At 71.9% G+C, this 25,873-nt stretch carries 23 protein-coding genes; 9 read left to right on the forward strand and 14 right to left on the reverse strand.

The genetic code is table 11. The features are described 5' to 3' along the window. Positions 1–7 precede the first annotated feature (7 nt). The 3 genes from AC5L38_RS27145 to AC5L38_RS27155 form a co-directional block, all read right to left on the reverse strand. Positions 8–949: a carbohydrate ABC transporter permease gene (locus AC5L38_RS27145; RefSeq protein ID WP_495245641.1), complete on the reverse strand. Its 942-nt coding sequence runs from the start codon at positions 947–949 to the stop codon at positions 8–10. A 6-nt stretch (positions 950–955) separates the two neighbouring features. Beyond that, the gene (locus AC5L38_RS27150) at positions 956–2,299 is read right to left on the reverse strand and encodes an extracellular solute-binding protein (protein ID WP_495245642.1); all 1,344 of its coding nucleotides are present in this window, start codon (positions 2,297–2,299) and stop codon (positions 956–958) included. 72 nt (positions 2,300–2,371) lie between these two features. Then, positions 2,372–3,568 (reverse strand): ROK family transcriptional regulator, encoded by a 1,197-nt coding sequence (locus tag AC5L38_RS27155; RefSeq protein ID WP_495245643.1) that lies wholly within the window; start codon positions 3,566–3,568, stop codon positions 2,372–2,374. A 172-nt stretch (positions 3,569–3,740) separates the two neighbouring features. Here AC5L38_RS27155 and AC5L38_RS27160 point away from each other — a divergent pair, with 172 nt between their 5' ends. The 4 genes from AC5L38_RS27160 (at position 3,741) to AC5L38_RS27175 (ending at position 10,218) form a co-directional block, all read left to right on the forward strand. Further along, positions 3,741–6,089, forward strand: a complete 2,349-nt coding sequence (locus AC5L38_RS27160) for a HelD family protein (RefSeq protein WP_495245773.1) — start codon at positions 3,741–3,743, stop codon at positions 6,087–6,089. Positions 6,090–7,057: 968 nt separating this feature from the next. Next, on the forward strand, positions 7,058–8,701 hold the full coding sequence (gene lnt, locus AC5L38_RS27165; RefSeq protein ID WP_495245774.1) for an apolipoprotein N-acyltransferase: 1,644 nt from the start codon (positions 7,058–7,060) through the stop codon (positions 8,699–8,701). After that, positions 8,701–9,474: a polyprenol monophosphomannose synthase gene (locus tag AC5L38_RS27170; RefSeq protein WP_495245644.1), complete on the forward strand. Its 774-nt coding sequence runs from the start codon at positions 8,701–8,703 to the stop codon at positions 9,472–9,474. Before lnt ends, AC5L38_RS27170 begins: the two co-directional genes overlap by 1 nt. A 174-nt stretch (positions 9,475–9,648) precedes the next feature. Next, positions 9,649–10,218: an FxsA family protein gene (locus tag AC5L38_RS27175; RefSeq protein WP_495245645.1), complete on the forward strand. Its 570-nt coding sequence runs from the start codon at positions 9,649–9,651 to the stop codon at positions 10,216–10,218. A gap of 44 nt (positions 10,219–10,262) precedes the next feature. Here AC5L38_RS27175 and AC5L38_RS27180 read toward each other — a convergent pair whose 3' ends face one another. Then, on the reverse strand, positions 10,263–10,703 hold the full coding sequence (locus AC5L38_RS27180; RefSeq protein WP_495245646.1) for an SRPBCC family protein: 441 nt from the start codon (positions 10,701–10,703) through the stop codon (positions 10,263–10,265). A 240-nt stretch (positions 10,704–10,943) separates the two neighbouring features. Between AC5L38_RS27180 and AC5L38_RS27185 the strand changes: the two genes are divergently transcribed. Further along, positions 10,944–11,432, forward strand: coding sequence for a GNAT family N-acetyltransferase (locus AC5L38_RS27185; RefSeq protein WP_495245647.1), 489 nt, complete (start codon positions 10,944–10,946; stop codon positions 11,430–11,432). 188 nt (positions 11,433–11,620) lie between these two features. On the opposite strand, the gene AC5L38_RS27190 is transcribed toward AC5L38_RS27185, so the two are convergent. Together AC5L38_RS27190 and AC5L38_RS27195 are read right to left on the reverse strand one after the other, a co-directional pair. After that, on the reverse strand, positions 11,621–12,193 hold the full coding sequence (locus tag AC5L38_RS27190; RefSeq protein ID WP_495245648.1) for a snapalysin family zinc-dependent metalloprotease: 573 nt from the start codon (positions 12,191–12,193) through the stop codon (positions 11,621–11,623). A gap of 64 nt (positions 12,194–12,257) precedes the next feature. Continuing rightward, entirely contained in the window at positions 12,258–13,379 is a 1,122-nt protein-coding gene (locus tag AC5L38_RS27195; protein ID WP_495245649.1) for a S1 family peptidase, read from the reverse strand. Between the two features lie 524 nt (positions 13,380–13,903). On the opposite strand from AC5L38_RS27195, the gene AC5L38_RS27200 reads away from it, so the two are divergent. Further along, positions 13,904–14,101 carry a hypothetical protein gene (locus AC5L38_RS27200; RefSeq protein WP_495245650.1) on the forward strand — a complete coding sequence of 66 codons (198 nt, stop codon included), beginning with the start codon at positions 13,904–13,906 and terminating at the stop codon, positions 14,099–14,101. Positions 14,102–14,158: 57 nt separating this feature from the next. Here the strand turns inward: AC5L38_RS27200 and AC5L38_RS27205 are convergent, their stop codons facing one another. Next, entirely contained in the window at positions 14,159–15,514 is a 1,356-nt protein-coding gene (locus tag AC5L38_RS27205; RefSeq protein ID WP_495245651.1) for a phosphotransferase, read from the reverse strand. Positions 15,515–15,666: 152 nt separating this feature from the next. Beyond that, entirely contained in the window at positions 15,667–16,554 is an 888-nt protein-coding gene (locus AC5L38_RS27210; protein ID WP_495245652.1) for an MHYT domain-containing protein, read from the reverse strand. Positions 16,555–16,819: 265 nt separating this feature from the next. Here AC5L38_RS27210 and AC5L38_RS27215 point away from each other — a divergent pair, with 265 nt between their 5' ends. Together AC5L38_RS27215 and AC5L38_RS27220 are read left to right on the forward strand one after the other, a co-directional pair. Then, complete coding sequence (locus AC5L38_RS27215) at positions 16,820–17,077, forward strand: hypothetical protein (protein ID WP_495245653.1); 258 nt, start codon at positions 16,820–16,822, stop codon at positions 17,075–17,077. Positions 17,078–17,293: 216 nt separating this feature from the next. Next, on the forward strand, positions 17,294–18,496 hold the full coding sequence (locus tag AC5L38_RS27220) for a PP2C family protein-serine/threonine phosphatase (RefSeq protein ID WP_495245654.1): 1,203 nt from the start codon (positions 17,294–17,296) through the stop codon (positions 18,494–18,496). Between the two features lie 121 nt (positions 18,497–18,617). Here AC5L38_RS27220 and AC5L38_RS27225 read toward each other — a convergent pair whose 3' ends face one another. The 4 genes from AC5L38_RS27225 to AC5L38_RS27240 form a co-directional block, all read right to left on the reverse strand. Beyond that, a complete protein-coding gene (locus AC5L38_RS27225; protein ID WP_495245655.1) occupies positions 18,618–19,442 on the reverse strand; it encodes an isocitrate lyase/PEP mutase family protein in 825 nt (274 codons plus the stop codon). Positions 19,443–19,601: 159 nt separating this feature from the next. Beyond that, positions 19,602–19,946, reverse strand: a complete 345-nt coding sequence (locus AC5L38_RS27230; protein WP_030904469.1) for an RNA polymerase-binding protein RbpA — start codon at positions 19,944–19,946, stop codon at positions 19,602–19,604. A gap of 148 nt (positions 19,947–20,094) precedes the next feature. Further along, positions 20,095–21,450, reverse strand: a complete 1,356-nt coding sequence (locus tag AC5L38_RS27235) for an MFS transporter (protein WP_495245656.1) — start codon at positions 21,448–21,450, stop codon at positions 20,095–20,097. 70 nt (positions 21,451–21,520) lie between these two features. Next, positions 21,521–22,318: a glycerophosphodiester phosphodiesterase family protein gene (locus AC5L38_RS27240; protein ID WP_495245657.1), complete on the reverse strand. Its 798-nt coding sequence runs from the start codon at positions 22,316–22,318 to the stop codon at positions 21,521–21,523. A gap of 415 nt (positions 22,319–22,733) precedes the next feature. Here AC5L38_RS27240 and qcrB point away from each other — a divergent pair, with 415 nt between their 5' ends. After that, positions 22,734–24,485 (forward strand): cytochrome bc1 complex cytochrome b subunit, encoded by a 1,752-nt coding sequence (qcrB, locus tag AC5L38_RS27245; protein WP_495245658.1) that lies wholly within the window; start codon positions 22,734–22,736, stop codon positions 24,483–24,485. Positions 24,486–24,508: 23 nt separating this feature from the next. Here qcrB and AC5L38_RS27250 read toward each other — a convergent pair whose 3' ends face one another. Further along, complete coding sequence (locus AC5L38_RS27250) at positions 24,509–25,066, reverse strand: TrmH family RNA methyltransferase (RefSeq protein WP_495245659.1); 558 nt, start codon at positions 25,064–25,066, stop codon at positions 24,509–24,511. Positions 25,067–25,212: 146 nt separating this feature from the next. Beyond that, the gene (locus tag AC5L38_RS27255) at positions 25,213–25,824 is read right to left on the reverse strand and encodes a class I SAM-dependent methyltransferase (protein WP_495245660.1); all 612 of its coding nucleotides are present in this window, start codon (positions 25,822–25,824) and stop codon (positions 25,213–25,215) included. Positions 25,825–25,873 lie beyond the last annotated feature (49 nt).

The following is a 25,873-nucleotide window of genomic DNA, read 5'->3' on the forward strand; positions in this document are numbered from 1 at the left end:
ACAGTGGTCACCGGTCGCCTCCTTCGTCGAACGCGCGGAACCTGCGGAGCAGGATGAGGGTGCAGATCGTGGAGAAGGCGAACAGCAGCAGGGCCAGCACGCAGGCGTACCCCATGCTGAAGTCGCGGAAGCCCACGTGGAACAGCCACTGGGCCAGCGTCAGCGTCGACAGCTCCGGATAGCCGGGCACGAAGCTGCTGCCGGGGGAGTCGGTGACCCCCGCCGCGACCCGGGAGGCGATCATCGCCTGGGTGAAGTACTGCAGGGCGTAGATGACGCCGGTGACCGTCGAGAACATCAGCACCGGCGAGATCGTCGGCAGCGTGATGCTCCTGAACTGCCGCCACGCGCCCGCCCCGTCGATGGCCGCGGCCTCGTACAGGTGCTTGGGCACGTCGAGCAGCGCGGCCAGGAAGATCATCATGGTGTTGCCGATGCCCCACATGGCCAGCATCGTCAGGCCGGGCTTGGACCAGTCCTTGTCGCCGAACCAGTCGGGCGCGGCGATCCCGAAGAACTCGATGAACTGGTTGAACGGCCCCGAGGGGTTCAGCAGGAACACGAAGGAGACCGTGCCGGCCACCACCGGGATCAGCGACGGCAGGTAGAACACCGTGCGGAAGAAGCCGACGCCCGACTTGAGCCGGGTGAGCAGCCACGCCACGCCCAGCCCGAAGAGCACCTGCGCGGGGACCATGAGGACCACCAGCCACAACGTGTTCTTGATGGAGACCCAGGCCCGGTCGTCCACCAGGAAGTAGCGGTAGTTGTCCAGGCCGACGAACTCCAGCGTGAACAGGTCGTAGCGGTAGAAGGAGAAGTAGACCGTCGCCGCGAGGGGGTAGGCGAAGAAGACCGCGAATCCCACCAGCCAGGGCGACATCCAAAGGAGGGCCTTGAGGCCCTCGCCGCGCCGCCACTTGGGCGGCGCGGCGTGGACGGTGCTCATCGAGGATCAGCCCCCGGAGAGCTTCATCTTGTCGTCGAGGCGCTTGTCGACCGCGGCGAGCCCGGCGTCGAGGTCGGTGGCCGAGCCGTTCTCCCACTTGACCAGGAACTCCTGCAGCGAGTCCTGGTTGAAGGTGCTGTTGACGTTGGCCGGGACCGTGCTCGTCTTCGGGTGGGCGAAGATGTCGAGGAAGGTCTGGAAGTTCGCGTCCTTCACCAGGTCGGGCGACTCCAGCGACGCCTTGGTGGTCGGCACGTTGCGCAGCGCGTTGGAGAGCGTGACCAGCGCCGAGGTGTCGGTGGTCAGATACTTGACCAGCTCCCAGGCGGCCTGCGGGTTCTTGGCGCCCTTGGGCACGCCGATCACGGTGCCCGCGGTGAAGCCGCTGCCGTACAGGTCGGGCTTGGAGTCGGAGACCGGGAGCGGCGCGGTGCCGTAGTCGACGTGCTTGGCCTCGCCCGCGAGCATGGCGTTGCGCCACTCGCCGTCCAGAACCATGGCGATCTTGCCCTTGTGGAAGGGGTGGTCGGCCGACCACTCCTGGCCCAGGCCCTTACGGAACTTCTCCAGCTTGTCGTACCCGTACCAGTCGACGAGCTCCTTCTGCCAGCGCAGCAGCTCCTTCCACGCCGGGTCGGAGCCGACCGCCGAGGTGCCGTCCGGCTTGTACCAGGTGGCGCCGACCATCGGGCCCATGTGCGAGGCGGAGTTCTCGTAGTACTGGAAGCTCGGGACGAACCCGGCGACCTTGATGTTCCCGTCGGCGTCGCGGACGGTGAGCTTCTTGGTCAGCGCGGTCAGCTCCGAGAGCGTCTTGGGCGGCTGCTCGCCCTTCATCAGGGCCTTGTTGTAGTAGAGCCCGTACGCGTCGGCGAGCAGCGGCATCACGCACCGCTTGCCCTCGTACTCGGTGTAGGAGCGCGAGACCTCCGGCAGCACGGACAGGTCGATGCCGTCCTGCTTGATCACCGGGGTGAGGTCCTGGAACGTTCCGCTGCGGCACCACTGGGCCACGTTGTCGGTGGTGAAGGAGGAGGCGACGTCCGGCGCCTTGCCGCCGCGCACCGCCTGGGTGATCTGGTCGTCCTGCACGCCCTTGACCAGCTTGACGGTGATCTGGGGGAACTTCGTGCGGAAGCCCGCGATGGCGTCCTCGAACGCCTTGACCTCGGCCGGCGCGGAGAACCCGTGCCACAGCTCGATGGTGGAGGCCGGCAGCGCGGCGGAGGCCGAGCCCGAGGGTTTGGGCTGGGAGCCCAGCGCGGGCGCGCTCTCGGTGCCCGCGGTGCAGGCGGTCAGGGTGGCGGCCGTCAGGGTGGCCAGGGCGAAGGTGAGAAAGCGTCGGTGCACGACGGCTGCCTCCTGGGGGCGGTGGATCTGGCTGGGGTCCGTACGGGGCTTTGCGTGGTGGGCGGCGGGGGATCAGGAGGGGACGGTGGAGCTGAAGACCTCGTCGCGGGCGGTCGCGAGGGCGAGGTCGAGCGCGCCGGCGAGGACGGGATTGCCCTCGACGGTCGACAGCAGCAGCGGGGGCCGGGGGATGGTGAGCGCGTGCAGCTCGTGCTCGACGAGCTCGCGCAGGGTGTCGCCGCCGGCCAGGAGGGTGCCGCCGGTCAGCACGATGATCTCGGGGTCGACGACGGAGGTGATCGCGGCCAGCCCGACGGCCAGCCGGGAGGCGATGTCGCGCAGCCCGGCGCGGGCGTCGTCGGCGCGCCTGCCGGTGGAGGCGGAGGACCGCACGGCGTTCAGCACCGCCTGCGCGGGCGCGCTGCCGCGCACGCCGTACGACCGCAGGATCTTCAGCACCGCGGGGCCGCCGGTGAGGGCCTGGTAGCCGTGGTTGGCGTAGCGGCCGGTCTCCCTGGCGGTCGGCGCGCCGGGGGTGGGCATGTAGCCGACCTCTCCCGCGCCGCCGGTGGCGCCCCGGTGCAGCCGCCCGCCGAGGACCAGCGCGGCGCCGAGGCCCTCGTCGGCCCAGAGCAGCACGAAGTCGCGGTGGCCGCGGCCCACGCCGTGCGCCTGCTCGGCCTGGGCGACGAGGTTGACGTTGTTCTCCACGGCCACCGGCACGCCCAGGCCGTCGGCGAGGGTGCGGACCAGGTCGGGGATGTGCCAGCCGGGCATGTCCTTGCTGGTGGCGTACGCCATCTTGCCGGTGCCGGGGTCTATCGTGCCCTGCACGCCGATGACCACGCGCCGCAGCCCCGCCGGGGCGCCCGCGCCCTCCAGCGCGGCCCGGACCCGCTCCAGCGCGTCGCCGCCCGAGCGGCCGGGGCTGGGCAGGTGGTGCTCGCCGACCACGGCGCCGGTGATGTCGGCGACCCTGACGTCGATGCCCGAGCGGGTGACGTCCAGCGCGGCGACGTGCGCGGCGGCGGGGTTGAGCCGGTAGACCTCGGCGGTGCGGCCGGGCAGTCCCTCGCGGATGCCGTCGAGCACGACCAGGCCCGCCTCCTGCAGGCGGATGAGGAGCTGGGAGGCGGTGGGCTTGGACAGGCCGGTGAGGGCGCCGATCTCCGGGCGGGTCAGCGGGCCGCGCTCCAGCAGCGCCTGCAGGGCGGCGCGGTCGTTGATCGCGCGCAGCAGGCTGGGGGTGCCGGGCGTCGGCTGGGTCACTGATCCTCCGCGTACGTCCTTGCATCCAGGGATGGCGCAAAGTTAGGAAACTTTCCTAACTTCGAGTGAATGTAAGGAACCCGGCGGATTTTCGTCAAGGAGGCGAGGAGCGCCGCAATCAAGCTGTGATGACGGAGGGGTGGGTAGACTTCTCGACGGACCTGCTAAGGTGATGGTTTGTCATAACAACCAGCGCAATGGCCCGGAGTATCCCATTACTAGCAACGATAATGGAGCGACGGCAACCCGTCAAATCGAGCTGGCCCGGGAGCAGGAGTATGTTTCCTGCCTTTATGCCCGGCTCGATCTGCTGCGCGAGCGCACCCAGCGGCAGCTGGACGGCGTCCTCGCGCAGGGCGGAAGTGGCGGCACGCATCAGAACCGCTCCGAGCGCGACAGCTTCGCCGGGATGTACGCCGAACGCCTGGGCCGTCTGTGGGCGGTCGAGAACGGCCTGTGCTTCGGCCGGCTCGACAACGCCGACGACACCTCACTCTACATAGGCCGCATCGGCATGGCCGACGACGACCAGCGCCGGATGCTGATCGACTGGCGGGCGCCGGTGGCGCAGCCCTTCTACGGCGCCACCCCGGCGGCCTCGATGGGCGTCACCCGCCGCCGCCACCTGCAGACCAAGGGCCGCAAGGTGATCGGGATCGACGACGATCTCCTGGACCTCGACAGCCTCACCGAGGAGGACGTGGCCACCCTCAACGGGGAGGCCGCGCTGCTGGCCTCCCTGGGGGCCAAGCGGACCGGCCGGATGCGCGACATCGTCGCCACCATCCAGTCCGAGCAGGACCGCATCATCCGCTCCGACCTCAACGGGGTGCTGGTGGTGCAGGGCGGTCCCGGCACCGGCAAGACCGTGGTCGCGCTGCACCGCGCCGCGTACCTCCTCTACACCCACCGGGAGAAGCTGGCCCGCAGGGGCGTGCTCATCCTCGGGCCGAACCTCACCTTCCTGCGCTACATCGAGCAGGTGCTGCCCTCCCTGGGCGAGACCGACGTGCTGCTGTCGACCGTCTCGGAGCTGTACCCGGGGGTCGTCCCCGGGCGCAGGGAGCGTCCCGAGGTGGCCGGCGTCAAGGGCGACGCCCGGATGGCCCAGGTCGTCGCGCGGGCCGTGCGCGAGCGGCAGCGGGTGCCGCGCAAGCCGATCGAGATCAAGCTCGACCGCTACACCCTCCGGCTGGAGGGCAGCGTCCTGGAGGCCGCCCGCAACCGGGCGGCCCGCTCCAAGAGGGCGCACAACGAGGCCCGTGCCGTCTTCGTCCGCCACCTGCTCAACGCGCTCGCCCGGCAGGCCGCCAGGCAGCTCGGCAAGGGGATGATCGACGACGACGAGCTCGCCGACATCCGCGAGGACCTCCGCACCGAGCGGCCCGTCAAGGCCGCCCTGAACCGGCTGTGGCCCTACGTCACCCCGCAGCAGCTCCTGATCGGCCTGTTCACCTCCCGCGAGCGCCTCGACCACGCCGCCGCCGAGTTCGGCGAGGCCGAGCGCGAGCTGATGCTGCGCGAGCCGCCCCGCACGGGGGAGAACTGGTGGGCCGAGTCCGACGTGCCGCTCCTGGACGAGGCCGCCGAGCTGCTCGGCGACATCGACCCCGCGGTGCTGCGGGCCGGGGCCTGGATGGCCGAGGAGGAGCAGGCCGCGCAGCGCGCCGCCGCGCTCGACGAGCGGCAGCACCAGCTCGCCTACGCCAAGGAGGTCCTGGAGCTGACCGGCCTGTCCGACATCATGGACGCCGAGAAGTTCGCCGCCCGCCACCTCGGCGACGACGTCTTCCTGACCACCGCCGAGCGCGCGGCGGCCGACCGCACCTGGGCCTTCGGCCACGTCATCGTCGACGAGGCGCAGGAGCTGTCGCCGATGGACTGGCGGATGCTGATGCGCCGCTGCCCGACGCGGTCGATGACGATCGTCGGCGACCTGGCCCAGACCGGCTCGTCGGCCGGGGCGCGCTCCTGGGGCCGGGTCCTCGACCCGTACGTCTCGGGACGCTGGCGCGAGGAGACCCTCAGCGTCAACTACCGCACCCCGGCCGAGCTGATGGCCGTGGCCGCCGACGTGCTCACCCTGGTCGACCCTGGGCTGACCGCCCCGGCCTCGGTCAGGGAGACGGGGGCGCGCCCGTGGGCGGCCTCCCCGACGGCCTCCCTCGGCGAGGTGGTCAAGGCCGAGGTCGTCGAGGGCGGGCGGCTCGTCGTGATCGTCCCCGAGTCGCGCGCCGGGGAGTACGGGGAGGTCGTGGTGCGATCCGTCGAGGGCGCGGTCGCCGGGCCGGGCGCGGCGGCCCTGGACGCGCAGGTGGCGGTGCTGACCGTCGCCGAGGCCAAGGGGCTGGAGTTCGACGCGGTCGTCGTGGTCGAACCGGAGCTGATCCTGGGCGAGTCCCCGCGCGGGGCGAGCGACCTTTACGTGGCGCTGACCCGCGCCACCCAGCGGCTTGGCGTCGTGCACGACGGTCCGCTTCCCGACGCGCTCGCTCGACTTGAGGGACATCGGATCACATGAGACCATTGACGGCTCTCGTCGATCATGTCCCAGCTGCGAAAACTTGATGTTTCCGCAGTTAGTGACACGGTTGACATCTGCGCTGGGCTCGGTAGTTTGCTGCCCAGTCCAGCACGGGACTGGCCGGTCGGCCGCCATTCGACATCGCCGTCTCCTGCGCCCGTGACGGGGTTCACCCCGTCCGTACAGCCAGGCGCAGGACCGGCAGTCCGTCGAGGCGGGGCACTCCTTCCGGGCGGGGGGTTGGACCCAGGAGGGGTCCGGGCACCCAGTAGACAACGGCAATCCGCGCTCGCCGCCGACGGGACGGAACCGGTCCGAAGGGTCGTCCGGGCCCTCTTCCCGCTCCCGTGCGAGCGCCGCAAGCGTCGGGGCGGCCCGGGGTGTCGAAGGGCACCCCGGGCCGCCCCGTTGCCGCGTCTGGAGCCGTTTACAGCGGTATTTGTCGGATTTAAAGTGCTTTAGCGTTATTTCTGGTTCTCCTGGTTAATGTGGTGGGGAGCTTTTGGGGGCGTGCCTTCCGGGCGGTAGCGTTCCGGCTAGGAAGACCGGCGTTCCGGCGGGGAAGACCGACCGGGAGGACCCGGGCGCCACCCGCCCGCACGACATCGCAAGGAGCCCCGCCCGTGGTGCAGGACAAGACGGCCGCTCCGGTACCGGAGAGGTCCGCGGCGGGCGATCCCGCGAACGGCCCGGCGGCCGGTCCCGCGCGGGTTCCCGAGGCCGTTCCCGCGCACGGTCCGGCGGGCGCTCCGGAGATCGGTTCCGCGGATGATTCGGCGGCCGGTCCGGGGAGTGGGGCCGTGAACGGTTCGGCGGCCGGTCCGGGGAGTGGGGCCGTGAACGGTTCGGCGGGCGGGCCCGGTGAGGGTTCGCCCGGCGCGGAGGTCCCGCCCCTCGCCCCGTCCCCCGCCTCGCGCCTGGCGCTGCCCGCCCGCGTCGCGGGCGCGGTGTCCGGTGGGCTGCTGATGTTCCTCGCCTTCCCGCCGCTCGGGCTCTGGTTCCTCTCGCCGCTCGGCATGGCCCTGGCGGTCCTGGCGGTCCGTGGCACCCGCCCGCGCCGGGGCACCTGGCTCGGCCTCCTGACCGGACTCGGCCTGCTGCTGCCCGGCCTGCACTGGGTGAGCCCGATCGGCACCGACGCCTGGCTGGGCCTGGTGGCCATGGAGAGCGCCTTCTACGCCCTCTGGGGGGCGGGAGTCGCCCTGGTGACCCGGTTGCGCCTGTGGCCGTTGTGGAGCGCCGCGCTCTGGGTGGCGGCCGAGTGGGCGCGGGGACAGTTCCCCTTCGGCGGATTCCCCTGGGCGCGGGTGGCCTTCAGCCAGGGGGAGTCGATCTTCACCCCGTACGCCGCGCTCGGCGGGGCGCCGCTGGTGAGCTTCGCGGTGGCCCTGTGCGGCGGCCTGCTCGCCCTGGCGGCGGTGCGCTCGTTCCCGGCCGCCTCCTCGCTCCCGGACCTCTCTCCTTCGCCGCTCGCTCCTTCGCCGGCGGTCGCCCCCGAGGCCGCGGCCTCCCGCTCGCTCCCGGCCCCGGTGCCGCCCGTGTCCTCGGGCCCGTCCGCGTCCGCCGTCCCTCGCCGCGCCCGTGACGGGCGCTGGGGGCGGGCGCTGGCCCTGCCGCTCGCCGGGGCGCTGGCCGTGCCGGCCGCGACCCTGGCCGTTCCCCGGTACGGCGACGAGGGCAGGAGCGTGACCGTCGGCGTCATCCAGGGCAACGTCCCCGGCCGGGGCATGCACCCCCTGGGAGACGAGCCCGCCGTGGTCCTCGGCAACCACACCCGGATGCTCCACCAGATGGCGCGGGACGTCAGGGAGGGCAGGACACCCCGCCCCGACCTGGTCGTGCTGCCGGAGAACTCCACCGACATCGACCCGCTGAGCGACGAGTTCGCCCGGCGCGAGATCGACGCGGCGGTCAAGGACGTCGGGGTTCCCGTCCTGGTCGGCGCCGTGGTCAGGATCGGCGAGAGCAACCGGGCGACCCGCAGCATCGTCTGGGACCCGGTCACCGGCCCCGGCGCCTACTACGACAAGCAGCAGCTGGTCCCCTTCGGGGAGTTCACCCCGCTCCAGGGGCTCGTGCTGGCCCTGTTCGAGCGGGCCTCCCTGGTCGGCAGGCAGTCGGTGGCGGGCACCCGCGACGGCGATCTCAAGCTGGGCCCGGTGACCGTCGGCGCGATCAACTGCTACGAGGTGGCCTTCGACGGCATCGTGGGCGACACCGCCAGGACCGGTGCCACGCCGCTGGTGGTGCAGACCAACAACGCCACCTACGCCCTGACCAACCTGCCGCCGCAGCAACTCGCCATGTCCCAGCTGCGCGCCGTGGAGCACAATCGAGCGGTGATCACTTCTGCGATTACCGGCATATCGGCATATGTGACCCCAGACGGTTCGATCGCCTGGCGTACCGGCGAGCTGGTGCCGGCCATGAACGTCCTGACCGTTCCGGTCAGGACCGCGCGAACCCTCGCCACCCGCGTGGGCGCGCTGCCCGAATGGGCCTTGATACTTGTGGGTGCGGGTGCGGTGGCCGCCGCCTGGCGGCGCCGGAGGCCCGGCGTGGGGCACTCCGTGAACCGGGAGGATGATCAGCAGGTGGGAGACGCGTGATGGAGCGGATGCTTGGTCGGGTGCTCGTCATCGTCCCGACGTACAACGAGCGGGAGAACCTGCCGCTGATCACCCGGCGGCTGCGCGAGGCCGTGCCCGAGGCCCACCTCCTGATCGCGGACGACGACAGCCCCGACGGCACCGGAAAGATCGCCGACCAGCTGGCGGCCGACGACGACCACGTCCACGTGCTGCACCGGCCGGCCAAGCAGGGCCTGGGCGCCGCCTACATCGCGGGCTTCCGCTGGGGCCTGAAGGAGGGCTACGGCGTCCTGGTGGAGATAGACGCCGACGGCTCCCACCCGCCGGAGGCGCTGCCCAAGCTGCTGGAGGCGCTCGCCAAGGGGGCCGACCTGGCGATCGGCTCCCGCTGGGTGCCCGGCGGCAAGGTCGTCAACTGGCCGGCCTCACGGGAGTTCCTGTCGCGCGGCGCCAACATCTACACCCGCCTCGTGCTCGGCCTCCCGGTCCGGGACGCCACCGCCGGCTACCGCGCCTACCGCGCCTCGGCCCTGGAGAGGATCAGCCTGGACGACGTCGAGTCGCGGGGCTACTGCTTCCAGGTGGACCTCACCCTGCGTACGGCCGTCTGCGGGATGCGCGTCAAGGAGGTGCCGATCACCTTCGTGGAGCGCACCGTCGGGGCCAGCAAGATGAGCCGCGGCATCGTGTTCGAGGCCCTGTGGCGGGTCACCGTCTGGGGTGTCACCGGCCTGCCCTCCCGCCTGCGCCGCCGCCGCGAGCGCCGGCTCCGCGGCCCCGCCGCCCGCTAGCCCGCGGCTCCCGCGCCGGGGCGTGCGGGGCGCTCCCGCGAGGCCGCCGGACCCTCCGGGGGCGCGATCCTGAGAGTCCGCTGAGGACGCCGTCCACGCTGAGCGAACGCGGAACGCGCCGCCACCCCGAGACGTTGTTCATGTCGTACGGCTGTCGCACGAGTTGAGGCGAAAATGCGCATTCTGCTGTTCCTGACCTTCCTCGTGGTGCCCGTCCTCGAGATATGGGTGCTCATCCAGGTCGGCCAGGTCATCGGCGGGTGGCCGACGGTGGCCATTCTGCTCGCCGACAGCCTGCTCGGCGCCTGGATCGTGCGCCGCGAGGGCCGCCGGGCCTGGCGCAACCTCCAGGGCGCCCTGCAGAGCGGCCGGATGCCCGACCGCGAGCTCGCCGACGGCGCGCTGATCCTGGTGGGCGGCACGCTGCTGCTCACGCCGGGGTTCCTCACGGACGTCCTCGGCTTCCTGTGCCTGCTGCCGTTCACCCGGCCGCTGGTCCGCAGGCTCGGGTCCTGGTTCTTCGCCCGCCGGGTCCGCACCCTCGTCGCCAGGAGCTCGGCGGGCGCCGGGCTCGGCGGCTCGCCGTTCGGCGGCGCGGGCTCGCCCTTCGACGTGCTGCGCGACGCGGGCAGGCCCCCCGGCTCCGGGCCGGTCGTCCACGGCGAGGTCGTCCGCGACGAGCCGGGCGGCACCGGAGCGCCGGGCGGTCCGGGAGACTCCGGCCGGGGTCTCACCGATCGCTGAGCGCGGCCGGGCGGCGCGGCGGCCGATGATTCACCACCGCCGTCTCACCGGCCGCTGAGCGCGGCCAGGCGGTGCAGCGAGAACCGGAACAGGACCTCGTTCAACGGCTTGATCACCTGCCAGCCGAGACGCCCGGCCGCGCCGAACGGCACGTCGAGCTCCTCCTCCCAGACGATCGTGCTGCCGCCCTCGCGGGGCAGCACGCGGAAGACCCCGGTGCCGCGCACCGGCCATCCGGTGTGCCGGACCCCCACGCTCCTCGGCGGGTCCCAGTCGGTGATCTCCATGGTGTCGAGGAACCCGGCGGGCCCCACCCCGGTGAAGGCCTCCAACCGGCTCCCGACGCTGTGACCGTTCCCGGCGGTGACGCGCGCCCGGGTCAGGATCATCCACTCGTCATGTCTCGGCCAATTGGTCAGCACGGCGAACACCCGTTCCGGCGGGACGTGCGCGTCCACCGAGACGCTGATGTGAGAACTGGTCATTCCTGGATCCTTCCCCCGTGACCGGCGGCCGACCCTTGTGCCCCTCGTGCCCCCCGCGTGGCCGTCGCGCCGCGCCGTGAGATCCTGCCGTGGGCGTTGACAGTAAAATCCTATTTTTCTACCTTTTAAGTCGGGATTTCGGGCGACCCGGGGTCGCGAGGGCGTGCCGGCGCGACACGCGCCACGGCGGGCCCGGGACGGCCCGTGGCCGCGAGAACGGGGAGAGGGGCGGTTTCACACATGACCGCATTCGCGCAGGGAACCGGCCTGGTCGAGGTCAGGCCGGTCGGCTGGGAGGACACGGCGGCCGTGGCGCTCCGGCGAGCCATGACGGAGGAGATGGACGCCCGCTACGCCGACGTGCTCGCCGTCGCCGGACTCGTGCCCAAGGGCATGAACGTCGAGCCGGAGACCGTCGCCTACACCGGGGTCGCCTACGCGGAGGGCGTCGCGGTCGGCCACGTGGCGCTGCGCGCGCTCGGTGACGACGTCGAGCTCAAGCGGATGTTCGTGACCCCGTCCCACCGGGGCACCCGCGTGGCGCGGGCCCTGCTGGCCGCCGCCGAGGACGCGGCCCGCGCGCTGGGCGCGCCCCGGGTCGTCCTGCAGACCGGTCCCCGCCAGCCGGACGCGGTGAGGATGTACGAGCGGGAGGGCTACACCCGCATCCCCGTCTTCCCTCCCTACGAGCGGCTCCCCGGCTCCCTCTGCTTCGAGAAGCTTCTCTGACCTGCGGCGGGGAGGCTTCCCCGGTCCGTTTCAGGCGGCCTCCCCGACGCCGGACTCCCGCGGTGGGGGACATTCCGGCAGATCCGTGCCGGGTCGCCGGGAGCGGGTTCCTCGCCGGTCCCCGGACACGGGTTCGCCGGCCCGGCCGAGGGGGCGGCCGGACCGGCGAGGTACTCGCGGGCGTCTGTCTAGGACGGGGACGCCACGAGCTCCGGGCTGTCGACGTAGATCCGACCGAAGTCGATCGACGGGGTGGAGCCGGCGAAGTTGCGCTGGACCTCAGCTCTCTCCGCCGCGTTCGGGTTGGCGTTGGTGCAGCTCGTACCCGCGCTCGCGCCGGACATCAGGTCCGTGCACCGACCGGTACGCCGGTCGGGCAGGCCCAGGATGTGGCCGATCTCGTGGGTGGCGATCCGCAGCGGGTTGTGACCCTGAGCGGTCGCCTGCCGCCCCATCCACACGGTTCCGCGTCCCAGGCTGGTGGGCTGCGCACGGGGCCAGCCGTTGTCGGCGATCACCACGAAGTCCGCGGGACTGCCGGCCACCAGTTGTACGTTCGAGACGCTGGAGTTCCAGATCTGGGCCGCCTGGTTCACGGCGGACCGGAACTCCGCGGCCCTGCTCGCGTCGTACCTGAGCACGCGAACCACTGCCGTCCGGGCGTCCGCCGCGTGGGCGGGCGCGGCCTGGGCGGGGGTGACCGTCACCAGGAAGGCCAGCCCCAGGATGAGGGCGACGCCGAAGCGAATGATTCTCGACATTTTTAGCGGGCCTCCTCGGCCATCGGGGGGTTGCTCACGAGGAGCAGCTGGTGAGGAGGCGAGATCAGCCGGTGACGAGCGTCAGCCCGTACGCCGAGAGGATCTCGTTGACCGGCTGGTGGTAGGTCGTGCCGCCGACGCTGCAGTTGCCCGAGCCGCCGGAGGTGACACCCTGGGCCTGGCTGCCGGAGATGAACGAGCCGCCGGAGTCGCCGGGCTGGGCGCACGCGCTGGTGCGGGTCAGGCCGCTCACCGTGCCCTGCGAGTAGGTCACGCTGGCGCCGTGCTGCTGGATGGTGCCGCAGCGCCAGCCGGTGGTGGAGCCGGAGCGGCAGATCGAGGATCCGACCGAGGCCTGGGTGGAGCCGCGCACGGTGACGTTGGCGCCGCCGGAGCCGCGGACGTAGGGGGTCATGGTGTGGCCGGGGGTGGAGACCCAGGCGTAGTCGTTGCCGGGGAACGACGAGCCGTAGAAGGAGCCGGAGGGGCTGCTGGTGACGGCGCCGGCCCTGCCGCAGTGACCGGCGGTCACGAAGCCGGGGGCGCTGCCACGGCGCGCGGAGAAGCCGATGCTGCAGCGGCTGCCGCCGATGTAGTAGGCGTTGCCGCCGATGATGTTGATGAAGGCCTCGGGCTTCTCGGTGGAGGGCACCACCTTCACGACACCCTTGTCGGCGCCCGCGGCGGCGGCGAGGGCCTCGCCCGCGGCCTGGCTGCCGGCGAGGATCACGACGCTGTTGGTCGTGACGTCGACGTACCAGACGGACGCGCCCGCCTTCGCCTCCGCCGACGCCCCGTCGAGCTTGGCCTTGACGGCCTCGAGGCTGGCGAGGGAGCGGCCGACGATCACGGGCTGCGCGCCCTTGGCCCTGATGGCACCCGCGTCGGCGGCGTCGGTGGTCGCCACGGAGAGCTGGGAGGCGTCTCCGTTGAGCCAGGCACCGGCGTACTCGGCGCCGAGCTCCTGGGTCAGGGCGGCCTCGGAGGCGGCCGCGCGGTGCTCGTTGGCCAGGCGCTGGACGGCCTGCTCGGCGGTGAGGCCGAGGTCGCGCTGGAGGGCGTCCAGCATGGCTGCCGGAGGCTGGGGGGCAGGGGGGGCGGATGCTGCGACGGCGGGCGCCACGGTGGCGACCAGGTACAGGGCCACGGTAGCGGCGCCGGTCAGGAGGGTACCTCGACGTAACATGAACACTCCTTGTGAGGGGTGATGTCAAGGTATTCGGGAGAGGCTCGCGGAGGGATCTCCCAAAGAGTCCCTATCGCGATGTTATGGGGGGTCTTGCTGGCTTTTATGGACTTATGGCGGGCTGAAGTGCGGCGATCGTACGCGGACCGCGGACGCCTTCCTCCCGGGGCGGTGAGGTGACCGAAACCGCCGAGGAATGGAGCCGAAACGGCGGGCGAGCGATCGGCGATCGCGTGCTTCCCCTACTCGCGCGGGCGGGGGGAACTCTGGAAGACTGGTCGCCGCGCCTTCGGCGCACGGGTGCCGATTCCTGAAGCGATCAAACGGAGCAGCGTCGATGACTTGTTCTGGACATCCAGAACTCGCGAGGATGGATCGCTGCACCGCACGTGCGGCCGATCGCGGGGAAGGCGCCCCCGCGAGGTCCGTTCCGTGCCGCCCCCGGACGCGCCCCGCGCGGGCCGCCGTCCCGGCCCCTCACAGCCGGGCCGTCACGGCCCGGACGTCACAGAAGGACATGTGTCATGACTGACGAAGCCGCCTCCGTCGAAGCCGCCGTCGACGGCGGGAGCGAGGAGACGGAGACGCTGCCGCGCCGCGTCGACGCGCTCCGGTGCCCGCACACCGAGCCCGGCGAGCGCCGCTGCGTCCTGCCGCCCGGCCACGACCTGGACCACGTCTACCCGCACAAGAAGGCTCCCGCGCTGTGCGCGGGTGAGTGACGGGCCGACCGCCCCGAGGGCGTGGTCACCCCGGAGGACGCCGAGGGGGAGACCCCCTCAGAGGACCCCGATCGCCTCGGCGGCCGCCACGGCCGCGCGAACGGCCTGCGCCGGGTCACCCTCGTGATAGCGCCGCTCGCTGAACTCGATGTTGTCGAGGAACTCCTGGTAGCGGAGGGCGTACGCGAGATGCTGCAGCGGCTCCGCCAGGATCAGCGCGCGGGCCGGGTCGCAGCCGGGGACGCTCGCCGCCCACGTCGCGCACCAGGCGTCCGCGGCCGCCTCCCAGCGGTCGGCGGGCAGGAAGTCGCGGGGCCGCAGCCCGTCGAGGGCGGGGTGGCCGTAGTGGCTGTCGGCCAGGTCGAGCACGACGGTGCCGCGCGGCCCCGACACCCAGTTGCCCGGGTGGAAGTCGCCGTGCACCAGCGTGCACGGCAGGCCGCAGGACTCCAGCGCGGCGACCAGGGACGGCAGGCGGCCGGCCAGCCGGTGGGCCAGGCGCAGCTCCCCGGTGTCCAGGTCGCCGCCCGCCTCGCCGTCGAGCAGCCCGCCCACCAGGGCGGCCATGGCGGCGGGGGTGCGGTCGAGCAGCCCGTCGGGCCGCCCGCCCCCGCGCGCGGCGTGAGCCGCCTGTGCCCTCGCCAGCCGGCTCACCGCCCCGGTGACGATCTCCCGGGGCGCGTCGTGACAGCCGTCGCCGGGCACGTGCTCCAGGAGCACCCGCCGGTTCGGGGTGTCGGCCGCCACCACCGCGGGCACCAGGCCGGGGTCCTCCGCCGCGAGCATCCCGATCGCGCGGGCCTCGTCGGCGGCGAAGCCGGGAGTGATCTTCAGCCAGACCGGTCCCGAGCTCGTGGGGATGCGGAACAGCCCCGCCAGGTTCCAGGTCTTCACCTGCCGTGCGGGCCCCTCGGCGGGCCTGCCCGCCTCGCGCAGCGCGTTCCGGGCCCAGCCGAGCGCCGCGCGCACCCCCGAGGCCTTCGCCCACTCCGCCCGGTGCGCCACGGGGCCCGTCAGGTCTTCGGGCGCGTGAGGCTTCCCGGTCGCGTCCGGATCACCGGGCCGCAGGGAGGCCAGGCCGGTCGGCGGCGGGCCGAGGACCTCGACGTGGTAGGTCGTGTGGCCCTCGCGAGGGCCGCGGCCCCGCTCCTCGGCGTCGACCAGGCGCAGTACCACCACGGGCGTGCCGAGCACCCCCTCCAGGTGAGCCACGACCGATCCGACCTCGGCCCACCAGGGATCGGCCACCGGGAACGGCCCGACCGTTCCCAGCCACTCGCCGCCGGCCGTCACGAGGGCGCTCACCGTACGGCCTGACGCCTGGCTCACGGGGGTGCTCACCGTACGGCCCGACGCCTCGTTCACGGGGGTGCTCACCGTACGGCCCGACGCCTCGTTCACGGGGGCGCTCACGTGCGGCCCGATGCTTCGCTCACGCGGGCAGTGTGCCGTCGGGGAGGCCGTCGGCGCCACGGGTTTTCACCGAGGCCTTCCCGGGCCGGAGCGCCGAGGCCTTCCCGGGCCGGAGCGCCACGGCCTGCCCGGCCGGACAGTGGGGCGCCCGGTCAGCGCCCGGGGCCGTGGTCGTCGAACAGGGAGGGCTCGCGCCGCCGGATCGGCTGCGCGTGCGGTTCCATCGGTCCGGCCGGGTGACGGCCGTCGCTCGCGTTGCCGTCACCCGCGCGGTTGCGCCGCAGCTGTGCCTGGAGCTCCGCGTCCTCGCGCATCTCCTGCTCGGAGGGGGACAGGAAGATGGCCAGGAGGAGCCCGAGGGTGAGCAGGCTGATCCCGACCAGCAGGGGCAGCATGAAGTCCATCCCCTGTGCCCCGCTCGCCGGCGTGACGGTGTCGTGGACCCCGACGTCCATGGCGAACATGCCGGTGTAGTGCATCCCGTTGACCGCGAGCCCCATCAGCAGGGCGGCGCCGGTGGTGGCGAGCGCCCCGCGCACGCGCAGGCTGAACCAGAGCGCCACCGTCGCCGCGACCACGGCGATGAGCAGCGACAACCCGACCAGGAGGGGGTCGTAGCTCACGTGCGCCGACATGTTCATGGCCGCCATGCCCAGATAGTGCATCCCGGCCACCCCCAGGCCGGTCAGCAGCCCGCCGCCGAGGAGCGCGCCGGTGCTGTTCTCCTTGCGCGAGACCAGGAAGAGGCCCGCGCCGACGACGACGATCGCGAGCAGCGCGGAGGCGATCGTCAGGGGCACGTCGTAGCGGATCGAGGTGCCCCGCACGTCGAAGCCCATCATCGCGATGAAGTGCATCACCCAGATGCCGGTCCCGCCGATGGACAGGGCCGCGCCGCCGAGCCAGAGCAGGGGCGAGCTCTCCTCGGTACCGCGTGCCCGCGCGGCGAGCAGCAGCCCCAGCAGACAGCCGATGCTCGACATGATGTAGGAGGCCGCCGGTGTGACGAACCCGTAGGCGAAATGGTCGATGGCTGGCATGGCGAACTCCTGGCGGACGGAAGGCATTTTGGAACGTGCCACACCGAGGTCAGGGCGGTCGGCGCGCGCGGGTGGTCGAGAGGGGGCCCGTACCGTGATTGGCTGACCGTCCAATCACTACGAGGGGTGCTCACCTTACAGTTCCGAGGTTCCGAATGGCCATAATGGGGTGATTACGAATGCCTGAAACGATCACTCGGTGACTGTTCCGCTCACGTGAAGTGAACATTCGAGAAGTGAACATTCAAGAAGAGGAGGAGGGCCGATGACCAGGCTCACCGGTCAGGGACGCAAGACGCCGCCTCCGATATGGCCGCAGGACCGTTACGAGGTCGCCTGCGAGCGCGACGAACCACACGGGAGCACCCGTGACCTCTACCATTTCCCCGGGCACGCGGTGCACTCGGCTCGCAACCTGGAGACGGCCGGGCTCGCCAGAAGGGTGCGCGTGGTCAGGCTGTCCGACGGGTTGGTGATCTACGACCGCGTCAACGGCGTCGACCTGCCGGCTGACGAGTGGTGACCGGCCGGCCCCGTGAACGGGGTGGGAAGGAGCCGGGTCAACCCCCCGGGCGGGGGTAGAAGTCCTGGATGGGCACCGGACGCACCGCTCGTACCGGCCGTCCGGTGGTGCCGTGAGCGTCGAGGGGTGGTCGTGGAGGGGTCTGTGCCATCTGGACCGCGAGCGAACGGAAATCGCGGGGACGCCGGGACGGGGGCCGGCGAGGGACGCGCGAGCATGCTCGCGGGGCTGGCCGAGGCCAGCCACATGAGCGCGGTCGAGGACCTACCGGCCCTCCTTGAGAAGCACGCCGCCTACGTCGGGCTGTACGACGTGCTGATCTACCTGGCCGACCTGCAGCAGGACGTGCTGCGCCCGCTGGCCGGCCACGGCGCCGCCACGGGGACGGCGCCGGAGGAGGGCGAGCTGCGGATCGACGGGACGCTGGCCGGCCGGGCCTTCCAGGAGGTGCGCGTCCTGCCCAAGCTCCCCTCGGAGGGCGAGCCGGGCTGCTGGTGGGTGCCGCTGCTCGACGGCACCGAACGCCTGGGGGTGCTGCGCGCCAGGGTCCGGCCGCGGACGGACGAGAGCCGGGCCCAGGAGGACATGAGGCATCTCGCGTCCATGACCGCGCTGCTGCTGGTGAGCAAGCGCTCCCAGAGCGACTCCTACGCCCGGCTGGTACGGACCCGGCCGATGAACGTCGCCGCCGAGATGCAGTGGAACCTGCTGCCGTCGCTCACCTTCGCCAACGAGGAGGTGGTGATCGGTGCCGCGCTCGAACCGGCCTACGAGCTGGGCGGCGACGCCTTCGACTACGCGCTGTCCGGCCAGTTCGTCCACCTGGGGGTCTTCGACGCGATGGGCCATGACGCGTCGGCGGGGCTGACCGCGAACCTCGCGGTGGCCGCCTGCCGCAACCGCCGCCGCCAGGGCGCCGGGCTCATCGAGGTCAGCGAGGGGATCGAGGAGGTGCTGATCGCCGAGTTCGGCCTGGGCAACCGCTTCGCCACGGCGATCCTGGCCAACCTGGACATGCGCACCGGCGTGTTCACCTGGGTCAACCGCGGGCACCACCCACCGGTGGTGATCAGGAGAGGTCGCTGGGTCGCCACCCTGCGGTGCCCGCCCGCCCACCCGATGGGGCTCGGCCTGGGGCTGCCCGTGACCCTGTGCAGGGAGCAGCTGGAACCCGGCGACCGGGTCCTCCTCTACACCGACGGCATGACCGAGGCCCGTAACCGGCTGGGCCAGGAGTTCGGCCTGGAGCGCTTCGTCGACTTCATCATCCGCCGCAACGCCGACGGCCTTCCCGTGCCCGAAACCCTGCGGCGCCTGGTCCGCAGCGTGCTGGAGTATCACGACGGGAGGCTGCAGGACGACGCGACCGTCCTGCTGGTGGAGTGGCGCGGCGGCGCCCAGGGAAAACTGCGCCTCTGAGCCGGGGCCACGGCGGCCGGGTGACCGGGGGCAGGGTGGTCGGGTGGTCGGGTGGTCGGGTGGCCGGGCGCCGGAGGACGGGCCGCCCGGGGAGCTTCGCGGGCCGGGCGGCGGGGAGGGCTCAGGAAGCGGGCGGCCCGGGAGGGTAGGGGCTCTCGCCGTCGCGGATCGCCGTGAGCATCTGGGCCGCGTACGCCTGCACCGCCTTGTGCAGGCCGTGGCCGAAACTCACGCGGGCCACCCCGAGGGCCGCCAGCTCGCCGAGCGACGGCGTGCCGGGACGGAACAGGATGTTGATCGGCCCGTCGATCTCCTCGACCAGCGCGCGAACGGCCCCCGCCTCGCTCGCGAAGATCGGATAGACGCAGTCGGCGCCCGCCTCCAGGTAGCGGCGGCCCCGCCGCACCGCCTCGGCCAGCCGCTCCTCGGCACCGCCCGTGCCGTTGAGGTAGGTGTCGACCCGGGCGTTGATCACCAGGTCCACGCCGGCGGCGGTCGCGGCGTCCCTGACGGCGCGAAGGAGCGCGACCTGCTCGTCGACGCCGGCCATCTCCTCGGTACGGGGGTCGGAGTCCTCCAGGTTGCAGCCGGACGCCCCCGCGGCGACGAGCCGCTCGACCAGCTCCGCGGGCTCCAGCCCGTAGCCGCGCTCCATGTCGGCGGTGACCGGCAGGGCGACCGAGCGGCTGATCCTGGCGATCGCGGCCAGCATCTCCCCGGCCGGGGTCTCCTCGCCGTCGTCGTACCCGAGCACCGGGGCGATCGCGGCGCTGCCGGTGGCGATCACCGGGAAGCCCGCGGCCTCGACGGCGCGGGCCGAGGCGGCGTCCCAGACGTTGGGCAGCACCAGCGGCTTGCCGGGCACGTGCAGCGCCCGCAGGGCCGAGGCTTTGTCACGGACCGTCGCCGAAGCGTCGCCGCCGGTGTCCTCGCTGGTAGTGGTCATGGAGCGACCCTAAGGGGAAAGTGGACCGACCTTAAGAGCCAATCGCCTGCCAATCGACTGGGCCACCTTCCCCGCGTCCGGCCCGGCGGGGCGGGAAGCCGGAGACCCCCGGCCCCGGTGGGGGCCGGGGGTCTCCGGCTCTCGAACTCTCGGAATCGGTCAGGCGCTCTTGCGGCGCTGGGCGCGTAGAATCGCCAGGCGCTCGTTGAGCACCTCCTCCAGGTCCTCGATCGTGCGGCGCTCCAGCAGCATGTCCCAGTGCGTCCGTGGGGGCTTGGCCTTCTTGGCCTCCGGGACCTCGCCGTCCACCCGGAGGGCGGTCGCGCCGCACATGCGGCACTCCCAGGTCGCCGGGATCTCGGCTTCAGCGGCAAGCGGAACGTCGAATCGATGACCCTTCGGGCAGGTGTAGGACACCTCCTGGCGCGGGGCCAGATCGGTGTTGCGGTCGTTCTCGTAGCTGGTCGCCCCGAGTCTGGTGCCGCGTAGCGCACGCTCGCCCATGTCTGAATGCCTCCTGAGGGCCCCGTCGTGAGGGGTTTGTCTCCCACGGCGTACAACGCTTGATACCGTGTGTGGATTCCCACAGACAGGGTGATCCAATCGCACGTTCTTGACCCGGTCTGCGAAGGACCCTTTTTTCTCGGTGTTCTCAGATGCGTTCGGGCACCTGGTTCCCGGCCGCTCTGATGGCCTTGGGCAGGTTGATCAGGGCGAGCAGCACGAAACCGAGCACGAAGAAGATCACCAAAGAGATGATGCCGAGGCGATAGCTGTCGGTCAGCTGGAGCGCCAGGCCGAGGGTGAACGACCCGAGGAACGTCGAGCCCTTGTCACTGATCTCGTACAGGCTGTAGTACTCCGCCTCCTTGCCCTTCGGGATCACGTGGGAGAAGAGTGATCGCGACAGGGCCTGGGTCCCGCCCATCACGATCGCGATGGCGAACCCCAGCGCGAAGAAGGGCAGGGCCGCGCCCCTGGGCAGGAAGTAGGCCACGGCCACCACGGCGATCCAGGCGACCAGCGCGACCATCACCACCCGCTTGGCCCCGTACGAGGCGGCGAGCCTGCCGAGCAGCAGCGCCCCGAAGAAGGCCACGAACTGCACCATCAGGATCGCCCCGATCCGCACGGTCTGGCTCAGCCCGAGCTCCTTGTCGGCGTAGGTGGCCGAGAAGGAGATGACGGTCTGCACGCCGTCGTTGTAGATGAGGTAGGCGACCAGGAAGCCCAGGGTGAGCGGGTAGCGCCGCAGCTCCCTGATCGTGCGGCCCAGCTGGCGGAAGCTGCCCGTCACGGCCTGGCCCACGTTCTCCGCGCCCGAGGGGAGCGCCCGCCGGTTGCGCAGCCGCAGCAGCGGGATGATCGTGAACCCGCCCCACCACAGGCCCGCGGACGACAGGGCGATGCGCACGGCCTCGCTCTCGGTGACGCCGAAGCTCTTGTGGCCGAGGAAGAGCGCCAGATGGACGGCGAGCAGCAGGCCGCCGCCGAGATAGCCGAAGCCCCATCCCTGGGCGGAGACCTTGTCGCGCTCGTCCGCCGTGGAGATCTCCGGCAGGAACGAGTTGTAGATCACGAACGCGGCGGCGAAGGCGACGCTGGACACCAGGAACAGCACGCCGCCCAGCAGGTAGCGCCCGTCGGCGACGAACCAGAAGCAGACGGTCGCACCGGCGCCGATGTAGGCGAAGACGCCGAGAAGCTCCTTCTTGCGGCCGGTGTGGTCGGCCAGCGCGCCCACCAGGGGCATCAGGACGATCTGCAGGATGGCCGCGAAGCCCACCACGAAGGAGTAGTAGGCGCTGGGCCGCACGTCGAACCCGATCACGTCGACGTACTCGCGCCCCTGGGCGGCGGTCTCCGCGATCGTCGTCAGGTACGGGCCGAGGAAGACCGTCAGGATGGTGGTCGGGAAGGCGGAGTTCGCCCAGTCGTAGAAGTACCAGCCGCGCTGCTCGCGGCGCCGGGACTGGGGGGAGTCCTCGACGGCCTGTTCGGAGGTCATGAGCGGTCCTCGGTCTGTTGGGAGGGGGGAAAGCGGGGGCGGGGGGGAACAGGGGGCCGCGTTCGCGTGCCTACGCGGCGAGGCGGCCCGGATACCACTGGCCGCGGGACTCCAGCACGTCGCGCAGCCCCGAGATGTTGTCGGTCATCAGGCCGTCCACCCCGAGGTCGAGCAGGCGTTCCATCACCCCGGTCTGGTTGACGGTCCACACGTGGATCTGCATGCCGAGGGCGTGCGCCGTGCGGATCAGGGCGGGCGTGGTGATCCGCAGCCCGCGGAAACCCACCGGCACCTGCGCGCACGGCACCCCGGCGCGGGCCAGGCGGGCGAGCAGGCGGCCGTACCCGGAGGTGGTGGCGGCGGCGCGCAGGGTCGCCACGCCGCGCGGGCCCAGCGAGGAGCAGACGTCGCGGCCGATCGCGGCGCGGGCCCTGGCGAGCCGCTCCTCGGAGAAGGAGGTGAGGCAGATCCGGTCGTGGGAGGCGGTCCGGCCGATCGCCGTGGCGAGCGGGGCGATGGCCGCCGACTCCTTGACGTCGATGTTGAAGCGCGCCTCGGGCCACGAGCCCAGCAGGTCCTCCATCAGCGGGATCTCGTCCACGCCGCCGATCCGCGCCTCGCGCACCAGCCGGTACGGCAGCTCGGCGATCCGGCCCCGGCGGTCGGTCACCCGGTCCAGGGTGTGGTCGTGGAAGGCGAGCAGCACCCCGTCGGCGGTGGCGTGCGCGTCGGTCTCCAGGTAGGTGTAACCGAGCCCGACGGCCCGCTCGAAGGCGGCGAAGGTGTTCTCCCTGCCCTCGGCGGCTCCACCCCGGTGGGCGAAGGGCAGGGGGCCGGGATGGTCGAGGAAGGGGTAACGGCGTCGCACGTGCAGGAGTATGCCCCCTGCGGGCGGGACACGTCATCGCGACCAGGTGAACGTTTGGGTCACAAGGCCCTCAACGGGACGCGGCGGGATCGGTGGGTGTCCGGGTCACAAGGCCCCGGACGGGACGCGGCGGGATCGGTGGGTGTCCGGATCGCAAGGCCCCGGACGGGACGCGGCGGGTGGTCCCGGTGCGGCCGGATCGGTGGGTGTTCCGATCGCAAGGCCGTGAAAGGGACGCGACGGTGGTCCCAACGCGGCCGGAGCCCGGGCTGGGCTTTGCCCTGACCTGCCAATCGCCGTGGATGATGGGAAAAATACCTGGTCGTCCACGGTGGATCTCGCCGTCCCGGCCGATTTCCGGTTGCCGGGGGCGTGGCGACGCCGAGGCCGAGGCCCGTGAGAACGGAGGCCGCGCATGAGCGGGAGAAGCACGCCCGGACGTCTGGCGGCTACGAGTGGTTTCGTCGACGACCGTCTCGGCGCGGCGGGATTCCTCAAGCGGAACATGCGAAAGATCTTTCCCGACCACTGGACGTTCCTGCTGGGCGAGATCCCTCTCTACTCGTTCGTCATCCTGCTGCTGACCGGCACTTTCCTGACGTTCTTCTTCAAGCCGGGTATGGAGGAGCTCGTCTACACCGGCTCCTACGCGCCGCTCAAGGGCGTCAGGATGTCCGAGGCGTACATCTCGTCACTGGACATCAGCTTCGACGTGCGCGGCGGCCTGCTGATGCGGCAGATGCACCACTGGGCGGCCCTGTTGTTCATCGGCGGCATGATGATCCACATGCTCCGGGTGTTCTTCCAGGGCGCCTACCGCAAGCCCCGCGAGCTGAACTGGCTGATCGGCGTCGCCCTGCTGGCCCTCGCCCTGTTCGAGGGCCTGACCGGCTACTCCCTGCTCGACGACCTGCTCTCCGGCGCCGGTCTGCGGATCACCGCCGGGGTGGCGCAGTCGCTGCCGGTGGTCGGCACCTGGCTCACCTTCTTCCTCCTCGGCGGCGAGTATCCCGGTGACGACGTGATCGGGCGCTTCTACTCGATCCACATCCTTCTCCTCCCGGGCATCCTGCTCGCGCTCATCACCGCCCACCTGATCCTGACGTGGGTGCTGAAGCACACGCAGATGCCGGGCAAGGGCCGCACCAACGACAACGTGGTGGGCGCGCCGACCTACCCGTCCTTCATGGCCAAGTCGGGCGCCTACTTCATGTTCACCTTCGGGGTCGTCGCGCTGCTGGGCGCCTTCGCCCAGATCAACCCCGTGTGGCTGTACGGGCCCTACACGCCGTCCGACATCTCGGCGGCCTCCCAGCCCGACTTCTACCTGGCGTTCCTGGACGGCTCACTGCGCCTGATGCCCTCCTGGGAGATCAACTTCCTGGGCTTCACGCTGCCGATGAGCGTGCTCGTCCCGGCGCTGGCCCCGCTGGGGATCATCCTGCTGGGGATGGTCCTGTATCCGTTCGCCGAACAGTGGATCACCGGGGACCGCCGCGAGCACAACCTCGCGGACCGCCTCCGTAACAACCCGCACCGCACCGCGATCGGCATGTCGGCGGTCACCTTCTACGGCGTCCTGTGGCTGATGGCCTCCACCGACGTGATGGCCCTGACCTTCCGCCTCTCGATAAACACGATCATCTACATCGGCCGGGGCCTGGTCTTCCTCGGCCCGGCTCTGGCGTACTTCGTGACCTACCGGATCTGCCTGGGCCTGCAGCGCCGCGACGCCGACGCCCTCGGGCACGGCGTGGAGACCGGTGTGATCAAGCGTCGGCCCACGGGGGAGTACATCGAGGTCCACGTCCCGCCCATGGAGTCCATCGAGGCCCAGGTGCGGGGCAAGGAGCCGGTCCCGATCCTCCCGGGGGCGGCCGGGAACGGCGACGGGGACGGCGACGGTGTCCCGCGGGACGGCAAGCACCACCCGCTCCGCAGGCTTCGCGCCGCGATGAGCAGGGCGTACGGCGGGGAGAAGGTCCCGCTCGACGGCGACCACGGCGACCACGGCGACCATAACGGCCACGGCGAGCACGCCGCCCATGACGGCCATGACGGCCATGACGCCCATGACGGCCACAACGGTCACGGCGAGCGGGAGGGACGCGACGGTGCCGGGCGCGCGGCCGTCGGCCCGGGGACGGACGAGAACCGGCCGCCGTGACGGGCCTGGCGGCCGCGCGGCCGTCACTCCTCGGAGAGCGCCTTGCCCGACCACTCCTGGCGGCGGGCCTCGGCCACCGCGATCGCCGCCGCCACCGCGACGTTGAACGAGCCGACCCGGCCGACCTGCGGGATGTAGCAGACGCCGTCGGCGGCCTCCAGCAGCGCGGGGGAGCAGCCGTGGTCCTCGCTGCCCACCACCAGGCACACGTCCCCGTCCAGCTTGGCCTCGGACAGGGGCACGGCGTCCCCGGTCAGCTCCACCGCGATCACCGTGAACCCGTCCTCCTTGGCCGCCCGTACGGCCTCCAGGACGGGGACCGGCTCCTCCCAGGCCACCAGCCGGTCGGTGCCCAGCGCGGTCTTCTGCGCCTTGGGGTTGGTCGGCGGCGTGGCGTTGCCCGCCAGCCAGACCCGCTCCACGCCGAAGGCGGCGGCCGTGCGGAAGATGGAACCGATGTTGAACGGGCCGGTCACCGACTCCAGGATCAGGGCCAGCCGCCCCTCGGTGTTCCTGCGCCAGCCGCGGTTGAGGCGCTTGACATCGGTCGGGCGCAGCTGCCTGCGCGGGTTCGCCGTCATCGGTCGTTCACCGTTCCTCGTCGTTCCTCGTTCGTTCCGCGCGTCTCGCGGTGCTCCGCGTCCCGCCGTGTCGCCGTGCCGCAGGTCGTGCCCGTGCCCGCTCGCCCGTCCCGCCGCGCCGGCGGCGCTCGCGGGGGAGTGGTCGCTCACCGCGGCTCCGCCTCCGGGCGCGCCCCCACCCGGAGGATCCGGTACGAGGAGCGGGAGGCCACGCGCTCGGTGGGCCAGCCCCGCTCGTTCAGCCAGCGCTGCAGGGAGTCGGAGCCCAGGTGCTTCTGGACGACCAGGTGGGCGGCGCCGTCAGGGGTGAGGCGCGACAGCCAGCGGGTCAGCATCTCGTGCATCGCGGCCTTGCCGATGCGGATCGCCGGGTTGGACCAGATGGCGGAGAACCGCACCTGCGGCGGGACCTCGTCGACATGCATCGACCTTACTTTGTCAAGGGAGGCGGCCCTGGCGTTCCTCGCGCACAGCTCGACCGACCTGCGGTTGACGTCCACCGCCCAGACCGTCGCCTCCGGGGCGCGCGAGGCCATCGTCAGCGCGATCGGCCCGTAGCCGCAGCCCAGGTCGAGCAGGTCGCCGCCCCGCGGCGGCGGGGGGACGCTCTCCAGCAGGATCCGGGTGCCCTGGTCGACGCGCTCGGCGGAGAACACCCCGCTGTCGGTCTCCAGCTTCAGATGCAGGTCGGGGAGCACGAGCGTGACCGAGCCGGGACGGCCCGCGGTCTCCGGACGCTCCTCGAAGTAATGTGCCACGTCGTAGAACGTTACCAACGGCCGGGACCGGCTCAGGGCGGTCGCGACC

This window comes from Streptosporangium nanhuense, assembly GCF_059358815.1.